A 14,035-nucleotide genomic window follows, 5' to 3' on the forward strand; every position below is an offset into this window, starting at 1 on the left:
ATCACCCCTCCCCAGCCCTCCCCTTGCCTGCGGCAAAGGGAGGGAGCGAAGCAGAGCACCCCTCCCAAACCCTCCCCTGCGCTGCGCGCAAGGGAGGGGGCAGATCCGCTCCCTCCCTTTGCCGCAGGCAAGGGGAGGGTTGGTGAGGGGTGCCTTTGGCTCTCAGCTCCTAGCTCTTAACCTCACCCACCGGCAGCGTCACATTCATGATGGTCGAATCGTCCGGGTCGGCCTTCACCTTGAAGCCAAGGCTCTGGCACATCGCCAGCATGGTGCTGTTCTCACGCAGCACCTGCCCTTCCACAACGTTCAAGCCCAGCCAGCCGGCGTACTCGATCATGATCTGCATCAGCTTCCACCCGATGCCGTGGCCCTTCAGGTCCGAGCGGATCAGGATGCCGTACTCGCCGCGGTTGTAATCGGCATCAGCATGCAGGCGCACCGCGCCGAGCATCTCGCCGGTCTTGGGATCAATCGCCACCAGTGCGATCGAACGCGCATAGTCCAGCTGGGTAAGCCGGGCGATGAACTCATGGCTGAAATGCTTCACCGACTGGAAGAAACGCAGGCGCAGATCATCGTCAGTGACGCGCGCGAAGAAGGCTCGGAACAAGCCATCGTCCTCTGGTCGCACCGGGCGAAGGAAGGCCTTGCCACCATCGGATAGATCTATCGTGCGCTCCCACTCGGTGGGATACGGGAAAATTGCGAAACGCGGATGACCACGGCCCTTGTGCAGGCGCTTGACCGGAGTGATGGCGACACGTGCATCCAATGCGATCACACCGTTGCGATCGGCCAGTAGCGGATTGAGATCCAGCGTACGGATTTCCGGAATATCCGCCGCCAGCTGCGCCAGCTTGACCAGCACCATTGCCACCGCACGTTCGTCCGCCGCCGGTACGTCACCGTAAGCCTTGAGGATGCGCGAGACGCGGGTGCGGCCGATTACTTCATGGGCAAGCCGCAGATCCAGCGGCGGCAACGCCAAGGTCTTGTCGTCGATCACTTCCACTGCGGTACCGCCACGACCGAACACAACCACCGGCCCGAATACCGGATCGTCGGCAATACCGGCGATCAGCTCGCGTGCCTTGGGCCGGCTCAGGCTGGGCTGCACCAGCACGCCTTCGATGCGCGCCTGCGGGCGCTTCTCGCGAGCACGCTGCAGGATCGTGGTTGCCGCGGACTGCACCGCTCGCAGGCTGCCCAGGTTCAAGCGCACGCCATCGACTTCGGATTTGTGCGGGATGTCCGGCGAGAAAATCTTCACCGCCACGCTCATGCCCTGCTCCAGCATTGGCTGGGCAAGGTCCATTGCTTCGTGCGGATCACGCGCAACCATCACTTCCAATGACGGGATGCCATAGGCCAGCAGCAGTTTGTGCGTGGCCACCGGGTCCAACCATTGCTGATCATTGGCCAACGCCGCCTCGACCAGCGCGCGTGCTGCAGGCACATCCACCACGAAATCTGCTGGCAGGCTGGGCGGGGTTTCCATCAGCGCGGTCTGCGCTTCGCGGTAACGCACCAGATGCTGGAAGCCGCGCACGGCATCGGCTTCGGTTGGATAGGTCGGTACGCGCGCGGTGTTGAGGGTGACCGTGGCGCGGTCGTCATTGCCCAGCCATACCGCGAACACCGGCTTGTCGCGCAGTTGCCGCGAGCGCTGCCCCAGCGTGGTGGTCAGCGCCTGTGCGGCCTCGGCCGAGGAGGTGAACGCGGTGGGCACGTTGATCACCAGCACGGCGTCATTGGCATCGTCGGACAGCAGCGCTTCAATCGCCGAGGCGTAACGACCACCATCGGCGTCGACCACAATGTCGACAGGGTTGTCGCGCGACCAGCCCTGCGGCAAGGCCTGGTCCAACAGCTCGACAGTGGTCGGTGACAGCTCGGCCAGGCTGCCGCCTAATGCCTGCAGCTGATCCACCGCCAGCCGGCCGACGCCACCACCGTTGCTGAGGATGGCCAAGCGTCGACCCGGGAAGGTTCCAAGCCGGCCCAGGGTTTCGGCGGCAGTGAACAACTCGTCCAATGCATTCACCCGCAGCAGACCAGCGCGGTTGAAGGCTGCGCCGTAGACCGCGTCGGAATCGGCCAGCGCCTGCGAGTGGGTGGTGACGACTTCGTCGCCACCGCGCGACTTGCGCCCGGATTTCACCACCACTACGGGTTTTGCACGTGCCGCAGCGCGTGCGGCCGACATGAACTTGCGCGCGTCGCTGATCTGGTCGACGTAGAGCAGGATGGCGCGGGTGCGGTAGTCGCTGGCGAAGTAATCGAGCAAATCGCCGAAGTCGACATCCAGCGCATCACCCAGCGACACCACCGCCGAGAAACCGACCGAACGCGCCACGCCCCATTCCACCAGCGCGGCGGCAATCGCGCTGGATTCGGAGATGAGCGCCAGATCGCCGGCCTGCGGCGTGTGTGCGGCGATGCTGGCGTTGAGCCGTGCATGTGGGGCGATGACGCCCAGGCAATGCGGGCCAAGCACGCGCATGCCCTTGGGCCGCGCCGCTGCTTCAACCTGTGCGGCCAACGAGCCCGGGCCCTTGCCCAGGCCGGAAGTGAGGATGATGGCGGCGGCCACGCCCAGTTCGGCGGCCTGGCTGACCACCTGCGGCAACAGCGTTGCCGGCACGGTAATGACCACCAGGTCCGGAATCCACGGCAGGTCCTTGAGCTTCTTGACCGTGCGCATGCCGTCGATTTCGGCATAGCGCGGGCTGACCCAGCCGATCTGCCCAGCGAAACCGCCTGCACGCAGATTGCGGACCACCGCGCGCCCCGCGGAACGATCGCGCGGGCTGCCGCCAATCACTGCCACCGAGCGGGGGCGGAATACGGTCTGCAGGTGATAGGTGCTCATTGCGACGCCTGTTGCGGGTACCGGGTCAAAGGTACACGGCTGCGGCGGTGGGTGGGCTGCGTTGGATCAAAGTGGGGGGATTTGGTGAAGAGCACCCCTCCCCTGCGCTACGCGCAATGGAGGGAGACAAGCTGCCCCCTCCCTTTGGCGTAGCCAAGGGGAGGGTTGGGGAGGGGGGGGTTGCGTTTGCCGTTGGGTGTGCCGGTAAAGCCTCTGCCGAGCATGGCTCGGCACTACAGGTCCCTCTACGGGTAAAGCTTCTGCCGAGCATGGCTCGGCACTACATTCAGAGCAGCGTTCCGCCGAGGATCATTGCGGCGATGCTGAAATAGATCACCAGGCCGGTGACGTCCACCAGCGTGGCCACGAACGGGGCCGAGGCGCTGGCCGGATCGAAGCCCAGGCGCTTGAGCACGAACGGCAGCATCGAGCCGGACAAGGAACCGAAGGTGACGATGCCGATCAAGGCCGCGCCGATGGTCGCCGCCAATAGCTTCCAGTGCTCGCCGTAGTCGTGCAGGCCAGCCAGCTGCCAGACGGTGATGCGGATGATGGCCAAGGTGCCGAGGATCGCGCCCAGCACCACGCCTGTAGGCACCTCGCGCAGGGCAACCTTCCACCAATCACGCAGGCGCAGTTCGCGCAGCGCCAGCGAGCGGATCAGCAGCGAGGTGGCTTGTGAGCCGGAGTTGCCACCCGAGCTCATGATCAGCGGGATGAACAAGGTCAGCACCACTGCCCGCGCCAGCTCATCCTCATAGTGCTGCATGGCGCTGGCGGTCAGCATTTCGCCGAGGAACAGCACGCTCAGCCAGCCGGCACGCTTGCGCAGCATCTCCAGGAAGCCGATCTGCATGTACGGCTTGTCCAAGGCCTCCACGCCGCCGAACTTGTGCACGTCCTCGGTGGACTCATCGATCAGCGCATCGAGAATATCGTCGACAGTGACAATCCCCAGCATCTGCTGCCGCGCATCCACTACCGGGATCGCCAGCAGATCGTGGCGGCGGATCAGCTGCGCCACCTCTTCCTGGTCCAGCAACGCATCCACCGTTACCGGCGGGTTGACCTGGGCCACGGACAGGATCGAATCCTCCGGCTCACCGGTGATCAGCCGCCGCATCGTCACCACCTGCCGCAGCTGCCGGCTGTGCGGGTCCAGCACGTAGATGGCGTAGACCGTCTCGCGGCTGCGCTCCACCTCGCGGATGTGCTGCAGGGTCTGCGCCACCGTCCAGTCCGCCGGCACGCCGACAAACTCGGTGGTCATCAAGGCACCGGCGGTGTTGGGCGGGTAGCTCAGCAGCAGCTGGATCGAGCGCCGCGCCTCCGGTGCCAGCAGCGGGATCAGCCGCGCACGCTCAGCATCGTCCAGCTCATGGACGATATCGGTGGCGCGGTCGTCGGCCATCAGCCCCAGCAAGGCTGCGGCGCGTGCCTCTGGCAGTGCTGCCACCAGCTGCCCGGCGTATTGCAGCTCGGGCGCCTCCAGCAATTTGACCGCGCGCGGCAACGGCAGTGCCGCCAGCAGCTCAGCTGCGCGTGGCAGTGTCAGGGTGTTGAGGAATTCCACCGCATCGGCGGTGTTGTAGTTGGCAAGCGGGGCGCTAAGTGTGCTTGCATCCACCACTGGCCGCAGAAGCTTCTTCTGGTTCATCGTGATTCGCCTGTTGCTGGTTGCCATTGCAACGCCAGCACGGACGAACCTGCCTACTCAGGCGGCTGCCAATGCTGGCGTCGAACAAGGTCGACTTCTACTGTCGCTGGGCATGAGTTGGACTCCGGGAAGATGCCGCGCGGTCACGCCGGCAGCCAGCGGAGTCTGGTCCCGCTGATCGCCAGGGTCAAGCAGCCAGCCGTGAAATCTTCGGCTACGGTTGGGCCGCCATTCGTTTTCGTTGACGGCACAGTCCGCATAATGGCAGCCGTCACCAACGGTTTTACCCAGGAGCACAGCAAGATGCACGGCAGCGGTCTCGAATTAGCCTTGGTACTGCTGCTGGCGGCGGTCATCGCCGTGCCGGTATTCAAGCGCTTCGGGCTGGGCGCGGTGCTCGGCTATCTGGCCGCGGGCGTGGTGCTGGGGCCGCATGTGCTGGGCTTCGTGCAGGACGCCGACCGCATCCTCAATGCCGCCGAGATCGGCGTGGTGATGCTGTTGTTTGTGATCGGGCTGGAGCTGTCGCCGTCGCGGCTGATGGTGATGCGGCGGCCAGTGTTCGGCGCCGGCACGGTGCAGGTGCTGCTCAGTGCGATCGTGCTGGGCGGGCTGTTGCTGCTGAATCACTTCTCGTGGAAGAGCGCGCTGGTGGTCGGCACCGCACTGGCCCTGTCTTCCACCGCGGTAGGGCTGCAGCTGCTGTCCGAGCACAAGGCACTCAATACCGACTATGGCCGGCTTGGTTTCGCCATCCTGCTGTTCCAGGATCTGATTGCCATTCCGTTGTTGGCAGCCATTCCGCTGTTGGGCGGGGTCAAGAACGAGACCCTGAGCTGGCAGGAAGCGTCCATCGCCCTGGGCGCGCTGATGTTGGTGATCGTGCTCGGCCGGCCAATACTGCGCCAGCTGTTCCATATCGTCGCGCGTACCCGCATGCCGGAGGTATTCACCGCCACCGCCTTGCTGGTGGTATTGGGCACGGCCTGGTTCATGGCCGAGGCCGGCCTCAGTGCCAGCCTTGGCGCCTTCGTGGCCGGTGTATTGCTGGCCGACTCCGAGTTTCGTCACGAGATCGAATCGCAGGTCGAACCGTTCAAGGGCCTGCTGCTCGGTCTGTTCTTCATTGCCGTGGGCATGGGCATCGACCTGAAGCGGGTCGCCACCGAGCCCGAGTTCATCGCGCTGGGCGTGGCCATCCTGCTGGCGGTGAAGTTCTCCATCCTGATCGCGCTGGGGCTGGCCGCGCGCATGTCGCTGCGCAGCTCCTTGATGCTGGGCAGCGTGCTGTGGCTGGGCGGTGAATTCGCCTTCGTGGTGTTCAACGAAGCCGAGCGTGCGCACCTGCTCGGACGCATCAATCACGACCGATTGGTTGCGATTGTCGGTCTGTCGATGGCGATCACGCCCTTGCTGCTGCTCGCCCTGCAACGCCTGCTGCAGCTCAAGCCGCAGCCGCGACCGGCGCAACCCGAGCCGGATCAAACGTTGAAAGATGCCAGTGTGCACCGGCCGCAGGTATTGATTGCCGGCATGGGCCGTTTCGGCCAGATCGTCGGCCGCCTGCTCACCGCGCAGCGCATTCCGTTTGTGGCCTTGGAAGCCGACCCGGACACGGTCAAGGACCTGCGTCGTTTCGGCAACCAGTTGTATTACGGCGACCCTACCCGCCCCGATCTGTTGCGCGCGGCCGGTGCCGAGCACATCCGCGTGTTCGTGATGGCGATGGACGACCCGGACACCAATCTGCGCGCAGTGCGGCTGGTGCGGCGCATGTATCCCAAGGCGACGGTGCTGGCGCGTGCGCGTAACCGCCAGCACGCGTGGAAGCTGTTGGATATGTCGGCCGAGCCATTCCGCGAGGTATTCGGCTCCAGCCTGGAAGCCAGCGAACGCGTGCTGACCGCACTTGGTTTTCCAGAAAATGTCGCGCGCGACCATGTGCAGCGTTTCCGCGAGCACGATGAAGCACTGCTCAAGGCGCAGCATCTGGTTTACGACGATGAGGCAGCAGTGATGCAGACCTCGCGCGATGCCCGCGCCGACCTGATGCATCTGTTTGAGGCAGATGCCAGTGACAGTACGACGGTGAAACCGACCAGCGACAAGGACTGAAACGCCTTGGGCTGGCGCTGTTCTTTGTAGGAGCGGCGTAAGCCGCGAAGCTGATGTTGCTGAAGTCGTTGGTTTCTATGTCATCTGATGATGTGGCGGCTTCGCGGCTTACGCCGCTCCCACAAAAATCGATCGCGAAGCGGCACGCAGCCACAGGCTTCTGCAAAGGACTGAAACAACCGCAGCCCATCATGGGCTGGCATTGTCCTGTGGGAGCGGTGTAAGCCGCGAAGCTGATAGTGCTGGAGTCGTTGCTGTCTATGTCATCTGATGATGTAGCAGCTTCGCGGCTTACGCCGCTCCCACAAAAACCAGTCCAATGAGAAAAGGGCGCCTTGCGGCGCCCTTTGTGCTTACTTGCGGCGCTGTGCCGGTACGAAGACATCATTGACTGCAGCCGCCAGCTGATCCGGCGGCAACAGGCCCTGGTCGAGCAGGAAGTTGTTGAACGCCAAGCGGTCGAACTTGTCGCCCAGTGCCAGCTCGGTCTGCATGCGCAGTTCCATGATGCGGGTGTAGCCGTAGAAGTAGCTGCAGGCCTGGCCCGGTGAGCGAACGGTGTAACGGTCCAGTTCCTGCGTGGTCATCGCCTCGGACAGGCCCACGCCTTCCACCAGCACCTTACGGGCGCGCTCACGGTCGGTCTGGCCAAGATTGAGGGCGGGGTCGAGCATGGCGCGGGCCGCACGCAGCAGGCGGAACTGCAGCGCGATCATCTGCCCGTCCAGCGGCTCGAACGGCACCATCTCGGCTTCGGCATACAGCGCCCAGCCTTCAACGTTGACCGAGTTGAAGGCGAACATGGTGCGCGCCAGCGAGATGCCGCGCTCGACCATCGCCGCGAACTGCAGGTCGTGGCCGGGGCGGCCTTCGTGCGCGCTCAGCGTCCATGCCGCCGAACCGAAGTTGAAGTCATCGTACTGCGCCTTCTCACCCGAGGCCGGGTTACCCAGCGGCAGCACGAAGGTACCCTGCTGGCCGGTATTGCCGACCAGCGGCGCCGGCAGGTAGTGCGGTGCCGGCGAAGCCGCGCTTTCGGCTTCGCTGCCCAGGCGCATCTGCAACGGACGCTGCGGCACATCGACGATGCCCTGCTTGTGGATGATCGGGTCGATCGCATCGATGACGCCACGGTAATGCGATTCCAGCTGATCGTTGCTGATCTTGTCCTGCTTCAGCGCGCGGATCACCGCGACGTAGTCGGTGTTGTCGGCAACCTTCAAGCCCTTGGCCTGCACCACCAGCGGTGCCAGCTGGCGCATCATCGCGCGGGTCTCCATGTACTCGAGCTGGGCACGCTGCATCAGCAGGGCCGGGTCGATATCCACGCCCACTTCCTTGAGCTGGAAGGCATACAACTCGGCCGGCAGGCGGTTGTCGGTGCGCGCCTTGGGCAGCACGTCCTTCTGCGTCCAGGCGATGTAGTCCTTCATCTGCGTGGACAGCTCGGCCAGCGAGGCATCGGCACCGTCGATCTTGTACTTGGCGAACAGCTTGCCGATGCCGGCGATGTAGGTATCGACGTTGGCCAGCGCTTGGTCGACTTCGATCCTGGTCGGCTGCAGCAGGTTGGGCGTGCCGCTCTTTTCCTCGTAGCGCTGGCGCGCCAGGGTAGCCAGCGGCTGCGTGCCCGGCGCCTTGCCCAGATAGGCATTGAGGCGATCCAGCGCCTTGGCCCGGCGCGCTTCTGGCACCTGGTCAGAGAGCAGGCCGTTGATGCCGCCGAACACGGTCTGCGGCACATCCACCCACGGCATCAGGTGCTGTTCGTTGAGGGTGCTGCTTTCGATGTTGCGCTCGGCGGCGCCAATCATGATTTCCAGGTCCTGGCGCAGGTTGGGATCGCGCTCGACCTGCAGCTTCTCGCGCAACTGGTCGCGCGCCTTGTTCATGGCGGCACGGTAACGCCCGGTGTTGTCCGCGCGCAGATCGACGACCTTGTCGTCATAGCCGGGCACGCCGAAGAAGCTGGTCAACTCCGGCTGGAACGGTGCCTGCGCCTGCAGCAGGATCTGCGCCAGCTCATTGCTGCGCGCAACCCAGGCCGGGACGGCGGGAGTTGTCTTGGTCGTTGCGGGTGCGGGCGCTGCGATTGCGATGAGCGGCAGCGGGGCGGCAAGGGCGAGCGCGACGGCGAGGACGAGAGGCTTCATGGACAGCTCCGTAAGGGATGGGCTGACCGTACGCAGTCGTTGCCGGGGCGGCAAGGGTAGGAAGTGGGGGTATTTTGGTGAATTGGGGTGACAGCGAGAGCCAACGGCACCCCTCCCCGGCCCTCCCCTTCGCTTCGCAAAAGGGAGGGAGCAAAGCTCAGCCCCCTCCCTTTGGCCGAAGGCCAAGGGGAGGGTTGGGGAGGGGTGCTGTTCGCTTTGGCCTGCACCTCCCCCCACAAATCACAACAACAACGCGCCTCAAGGCTTCAAACAACGCCCAAGGAAGTTCTCAGCCACGCGGTAACGGTGCAGCGCATCCGCACCCGACAAACCATGCTTGGCCCCCGGGTAAGTCATCAGCTCGAACGGCTGCCCACGCTTCTGCAGCGCGCTCATCAGGGCGGTCGAGTTGGAGAACAGCACGTTGTCATCGGCCATGCCGTGGATCAGCAGCAGCGGCGAGGTCAGCCCGGCGATATGGGTGAGCACGCGTGCTTCGCGGTAACCATCAACATTGGCTGCCGGCAGGTTCATGTAGCGCTCGGTGTAGTGGGTGTCGTACAGGCCCCAATCGGTGACCGGTGCGCCAGCCACGCCGCAGGCGTACTGGTTGGAAGCTTTGGCCAGCAGCATCAAGGTCATGTAGCCGCCGTTGGACCAACCCTGCACGCCGATGCGGCTGCCATCCACCCACGGTTGCGACTTCAGCCACTCCACGCCCTTGAGCTGGTCGGCCACTTCCACCGTGCCCTGCACGCCGTACAGCGCGCCGCCGAAGTCGCGGCCGCGACGCGGCGTGCCGCGGTTGTCCAGCGAGAACACCACATAGCCGCGCTGGGCCAGGTATTGATTGAACAGGTGATCGCCACGACCCGGCCAGCTGTCGGTCACGGTCTGCGAGGCGGGTCCGCCGTAGACATAGACGGCAACCGGGTACTTCTTCGCCGGGTCGAAGCCTTCCGGCTTGATCACGCTGTAATTCAGCGGGGTCTTGCCATCGGCAGCGGTCAGCGTGCCGAATTCAACCGGGCGCTGCGCATCGCGGTACTTGGCGTACGGGTGGTTGGCATCGGCCAGGTTGTTGTCCAGCAAGGTGGCGATCTTTTCGCCATTGGCCCGGAACAATTCAATCTGCGGCGGCGTGGTGCTGTTGGACCAGCTGTCCACATAGACGCTGCCGTTCTTGGCGAACGCGGCGCTGTGCATGCCCGGCGCCTGCGACAACTTCTTCGGCGTGCCACCGGTCAGCGGCACGGCATAGATTTCGCTGCGCAGCGCTGATTCGATGCCGGCACGGAAGTAGACGGTGCCGGCGTCTTCGTCGACGGCCAGCAGTTCGTCCACCGGCCAGTTGCCCGAGGTCAACGCGGTCTGGCTACGGCCATCGGCACTGGACACATACAGGTGTTCGAAGCCGCTGCGCTCGGACGACCACAGGAAGCGGCCATCCTTGAGGAACTTCAGACTGTTGTGCAGCGGCACCCAGGTCTTGCTGGTCTCGGTGACCAACAACTGCTGCTTGCCGTCGGCCAGGTTGGCTTCGATCAGCTCGAGCTTGTGCTGGTCGCGGCTCTGGCGCTGGAACGAAAGGTGCTGGCCGTCGCGCCATTTGACGCGGGTCAGGTAGATATCCTGCTGCTTGCCCAGGTCCACCCAGTTGACCGCGGCATCAGCGCGCGGCGCGATCACGCCCAGGGTGACCAGCACATTGTGGTCGCCGGCCGCCGGGTAACGCTGCTCGACCATCTCCACGCGGTCGGCATACATCTCATAGCGCTTCTGCACCGGCACCGGCGATTCGTCGATGCGGGCGAAGGCAATGGCCGAGTCATCCGGCGCCCACCAGTAACCGGTGTGGCGGTCCATTTCTTCATCGGCGACAAATTCGGCCACACCGTTGCCGATGGTGGCGCTGCCGTCGCGGGTCAGCTGCAGCTGCTTGCCGCTGGCCAGGTCAATCACCCACAGGTTGCGCTCGCGCACGAAGCTGACGAAGCCGCCCATGGGCGAGAGCTTGGCGTCTGTGCTGAAGCCTTCGCCGTTGGTGAGCTTGCGCACCGCAGCGCTGCCCTGCTTGCCAAGATCGTAGAGATAAAGCTCGCCGCCCAACGGGAACAGCAGAGTCTTGCCGTCCGGCGACCACTGGTAATCGACGATGCCACTGAAGGCGGCGATGCGCTGGCGCTCGCGGCGGGCCTTTTCGGCATCGCTCAGGGTTTCGGTACCGGGCAGCACTACTTTGGAATCGACCAGCAGCCGGGTCTGGCCGCTGGCGATGTCGTACTCCCACAGGTCCAGCTGCTTGACGTCGCTGTCCTTGCCGCGCAGGAAAGTGACCCGCGAACCGTCCGGGGCCACCTTGGGCTTCATCAACGTGGGGCCGGACAGCGGCGCCTTGCCGGTGATGGCTTCGAGGGTGAGCTTTTCAGCGTGGACAGTGGGAGTGGCTAGGATCATGGCAAGGGCTAGAAACAAGGGACGCATGGTTTACCTGTCAGAACAGCACGGATCCGACCATCCTAGCCGAGCCCCGCCCCTACTGCCCCTGCCGTGAGTCAGTCGCGCTTGCCGAACAGCAGGCGCTTCTCCTCATCGCTGAGCGGCTGACCGGCCTGTGGATTGACCGTGGGGCCGACCGCATAGGCGCGCTGGGTGGCCGGGCGTTCGGCGATGGCCTGGTGCCAGCGGCGCAGGTGCGGGAAGGCATCGAAGTCCACCGGCAGCTTGGCGTAGGCGCCAATCCACGGGTAGCTGGCCATGTCGGCGATGCCGTAATCGTCGCCACCAAGGAACGCCGACTCGGACAGACGCTTGTCCATCACCCGGTGCAGGCGCCGCACCTCGCTGTCATAGCGTTCGATGGCGTAGGGAATGCGCTCGGGCGCGTAGACATTGAAATGGCCCATCTGCCCGCTCATCGGGCCCAGCCCTGCCATCTGCCAGAACAGCCATTCCAGGGTGGCGGCGCGGCCGCGCAGGTCGCTGGGGATGAAGCGGCCGGTCTTCTCGGCCAGATACAGCAGGATGGCGCCGGACTCGAACACGCTCAGCGGCGCGCCGCCATCGGCCGGGGCATGGTCGACGATGGCCGGCATCTTGTTGTTCGGCGAAATGGCCAGGAATTCCGGCAGGAACTGATCGCCCTTGCCGATGTTGACCGGGTGCACCCGATACTCCAGCCCGGCCTCTTCCAGGAACAAGGTGATCTTGTGGCCGTTGGGAGTTGGCCAGTAATAAAGGTCGATCATGAATACGCCTCGGCAGAACCATCCTCAGGGGCCTCTACGGTAGCCGCTTGGCAGCCTTCCGGGCGACCGGTAACCTCCTCCGTTTCCGCAACGCACCATCCTTCCCAATGTCTCAACAGAAATCACTGAGCCCGCTGTCCTCCCTGATCTTCGCTTCACGCTGGCTGCAGCTGCCGCTGTACCTGGGCCTGATCCTGGCGCAATGCGTCTATGTATTCCTGTTCGGCAAGGAGCTGTGGCACCTGATCCATTCGGCCACGCAATTGACCGAACAGCTGATCATGCTGGCGGTGCTGGGTCTGATCGATGTGGTGATGATCTCCAACCTGCTGATGATGGTGATCGTGGGCGGCTATGAAACCTTCGTCTCGCGCCTGCGTCTGGACAACCACCCGGACCAGCCGGAATGGTTGAGCCACGTCAACGCCTCGGTACTGAAGGTGAAACTGGCGATGGCGATCATCGGCATCTCCTCGATCCACCTGCTCAAGACCTTCATCGAGATCGGCACGCTGGGCACGGAAGGCAGCAAGTACACCGAGGCCGGTGTGCTGTGGCAGACCATCATCCACTGCGTGTTCATCCTGTCAGCCATTGGCATCGCCTGGACCGACAAGCTGATGTCTGGCAGCCACGCCAAGCCGGCGTCCAACGCGCACTGAGCAACACCAGTGACGGGCGCCGCATCATGTGACGCCCGTCACTTTTTCATTTCAGCGTCATCATCGACCGCCGCATCCCTTGCCGGCGATGCTAGATTCGCGCTTCACTGCTGATGGGTGCTGCATCGGGAAATGCCAGCACCACACCGCCGTCAGGGCATACGCAGTCCACGTTCGTCGATTCAAGGGGATGTTTGATGTCGTACGTCATGAGTAAAGGCACGCTGCGTCTGTTGGCGCCCGCTCTTCTGCTGAGCACGCTGGTCGCCTGCTCCGGCAAGGATGAAACCACCGCACCGGCCACTGCACCGGCCACGCCTGCTGCAGCCGCGCCCGCCGCGCCGGCGGTTGCTGAAAAGGTCCAGGCCATGGACACCCAGCAGCTGCGCGACCTGGCCAGCGCCGCACTGCGCGACAACCGCATGTATGCACCGGCTGGCGACAACGCCATGGAGTACTACCTTGCGCTGCGCGACAAGCTGCCCAATGACGCCTCGATCAAGAGCGCGCTGACCGATCTGCAGCCCTACACCTTGATCGCCGCCGAGCAGGCCCTGAGCCGTGAGGACTTCACCGAAACCCAGCGCCTGATTGCACTGGTGGAAAAGGTAGACCCCACCGCGCCAGCACTGCCGCGCCTGAAGCAGGGCGTCACCGGCAGCATGCAGGTAGCCGAACGCCGCACCGTGGAAGAAGCCGACAAGGCCAAGAAGGACGCTGAAACCCGCGCCAAGCAGCAGGTCGAACAGCAGCGCATGGCCCAGCAGCAGGCCGTCGAAGCGACTGCCGCGCAGCAGCTGGCGGCAAAGCAGGAAGCCGCGCGCAAGGACAGCGAACGCCAGGAAGCCGAGCGTCAGGCCGCCACCCGCCGCGAAGCCGAGCAGCGCAGTGCCGCGCAGGCCGCAGCCCAGCAGGCTGCCGCGCCCAAGCCGGCAGCCGCGCCGACCCTGCGTGCGGTCAGCACCCCGGCCCCGCGTTACCCGGCCGATGCACTGCGTTCGGGCACCTCCGGTGAAGTGCTGGTGGAGCTGAGCATCGGCACCGATGGCTCGGTCACCGACGCCCGCGTATTGCGCGCAACCCCGGCACGCACCTTCGACCGCGAAGCCTTGAATGCGGTGAAACGCTGGAAGTTCGAGCCGATCAGCAGCCCGACCACCACCCGCCGTACCTTGGCGTTTGCGCCGAACAAGTAAGCGTTTTTGGATTTGGGTAGTGGGGGGGGGGGGGCGGGGGGGGCCCGGAAGCGGGGGGGCCCGGCCCCCCCCCGGGGGGGGGGCGGGGGGGGGGGGCAGACAAAAGCCCCCCGGCGGGCGGGGGCGGGG

Annotated in this window: 7 protein-coding genes and 2 pseudogenes; 4 read left to right on the forward strand and 5 right to left on the reverse strand. The window is 64.7% G+C overall.

Annotation, left to right across the window (positions count from 1 at the left end):
* Positions 1-169: 169 nt before the first annotated feature.
* The gene (locus ACVOMB_RS17235; RefSeq protein WP_481532294.1) at positions 170-2,875 is read right to left on the reverse strand and encodes a bifunctional acetate--CoA ligase family protein/GNAT family N-acetyltransferase; all 2,706 of its coding nucleotides are present in this window, start codon (positions 2,873-2,875) and stop codon (positions 170-172) included.
* 286 nt (positions 2,876-3,161) lie between these two features.
* Complete coding sequence (mgtE, locus tag ACVOMB_RS17240) at positions 3,162-4,532, reverse strand: magnesium transporter (protein WP_481532295.1); 1,371 nt, start codon at positions 4,530-4,532, stop codon at positions 3,162-3,164.
* Positions 4,533-4,835: 303 nt separating this feature from the next.
* Here mgtE and ACVOMB_RS17245 point away from each other — a divergent pair.
* Both ACVOMB_RS17245 and ACVOMB_RS17250 read left to right on the forward strand, forming a co-directional pair.
* A pseudogene (locus ACVOMB_RS17245) lies at positions 4,836-5,967 on the forward strand (monovalent cation:proton antiporter-2 (CPA2) family protein); the annotation flags it as partial.
* Positions 5,968-6,044: 77 nt separating this feature from the next.
* Positions 6,045-6,647, forward strand: a pseudogene (locus tag ACVOMB_RS17250) (NAD-binding protein); the annotation flags it as partial.
* A gap of 353 nt (positions 6,648-7,000) precedes the next feature.
* On the opposite strand, the gene ACVOMB_RS17255 reads toward ACVOMB_RS17250, so the two are convergent.
* The 3 genes from ACVOMB_RS17255 to ACVOMB_RS17265 all read right to left on the reverse strand — a co-directional run bounded on the left by ACVOMB_RS17255 (position 7,001) and on the right by ACVOMB_RS17265 (position 12,048).
* The gene (locus tag ACVOMB_RS17255; RefSeq protein WP_481532296.1) at positions 7,001-8,800 is read right to left on the reverse strand and encodes a DUF885 domain-containing protein; all 1,800 of its coding nucleotides are present in this window, start codon (positions 8,798-8,800) and stop codon (positions 7,001-7,003) included.
* A 258-nt stretch (positions 8,801-9,058) separates the two neighbouring features.
* Positions 9,059-11,284, reverse strand: coding sequence for a S9 family peptidase (locus tag ACVOMB_RS17260; protein ID WP_481532297.1), 2,226 nt, complete (start codon positions 11,282-11,284; stop codon positions 9,059-9,061).
* Positions 11,285-11,355: 71 nt separating this feature from the next.
* On the reverse strand, positions 11,356-12,048 hold the full coding sequence (locus ACVOMB_RS17265; protein ID WP_481532298.1) for a glutathione binding-like protein: 693 nt from the start codon (positions 12,046-12,048) through the stop codon (positions 11,356-11,358).
* A 107-nt stretch (positions 12,049-12,155) separates the two neighbouring features.
* Between ACVOMB_RS17265 and ACVOMB_RS17270 the strand changes: the two genes are divergently transcribed.
* Together ACVOMB_RS17270 and ACVOMB_RS17275 are read left to right on the forward strand one after the other, a co-directional pair.
* Entirely contained in the window at positions 12,156-12,710 is a 555-nt protein-coding gene (locus ACVOMB_RS17270) for a TIGR00645 family protein (protein WP_481532299.1), read from the forward strand.
* A gap of 197 nt (positions 12,711-12,907) precedes the next feature.
* On the forward strand, positions 12,908-13,906 hold the full coding sequence (locus ACVOMB_RS17275) for an energy transducer TonB (protein ID WP_481532300.1): 999 nt from the start codon (positions 12,908-12,910) through the stop codon (positions 13,904-13,906).
* Positions 13,907-14,035 lie beyond the last annotated feature (129 nt).

The organism is Stenotrophomonas sp. STEN018 (assembly GCF_056760235.1).

Coding starts and splice junctions, on each gene's coding strand:
- ACVOMB_RS17235 (WP_481532294.1), bottom strand. CDS start 2,875: ATGAGCACCTATCACCTGCAGACCGTATTCCGCCCCCGCTCGGTGGCA.
- mgtE (WP_481532295.1), bottom strand. CDS start 4,532: ATGAACCAGAAGAAGCTTCTGCGGCCAGTGGTGGATGCAAGCACACTT.
- ACVOMB_RS17255 (WP_481532296.1), bottom strand. CDS start 8,800: ATGAAGCCTCTCGTCCTCGCCGTCGCGCTCGCCCTTGCCGCCCCGCTG.
- ACVOMB_RS17260 (WP_481532297.1), bottom strand. CDS start 11,284: ATGCGTCCCTTGTTTCTAGCCCTTGCCATGATCCTAGCCACTCCCACT.
- ACVOMB_RS17265 (WP_481532298.1), bottom strand. CDS start 12,048: ATGATCGACCTTTATTACTGGCCAACTCCCAACGGCCACAAGATCACC.
- ACVOMB_RS17270 (WP_481532299.1), top strand. CDS start 12,156: ATGTCTCAACAGAAATCACTGAGCCCGCTGTCCTCCCTGATCTTCGCT.
- ACVOMB_RS17275 (WP_481532300.1), top strand. CDS start 12,908: ATGTCGTACGTCATGAGTAAAGGCACGCTGCGTCTGTTGGCGCCCGCT.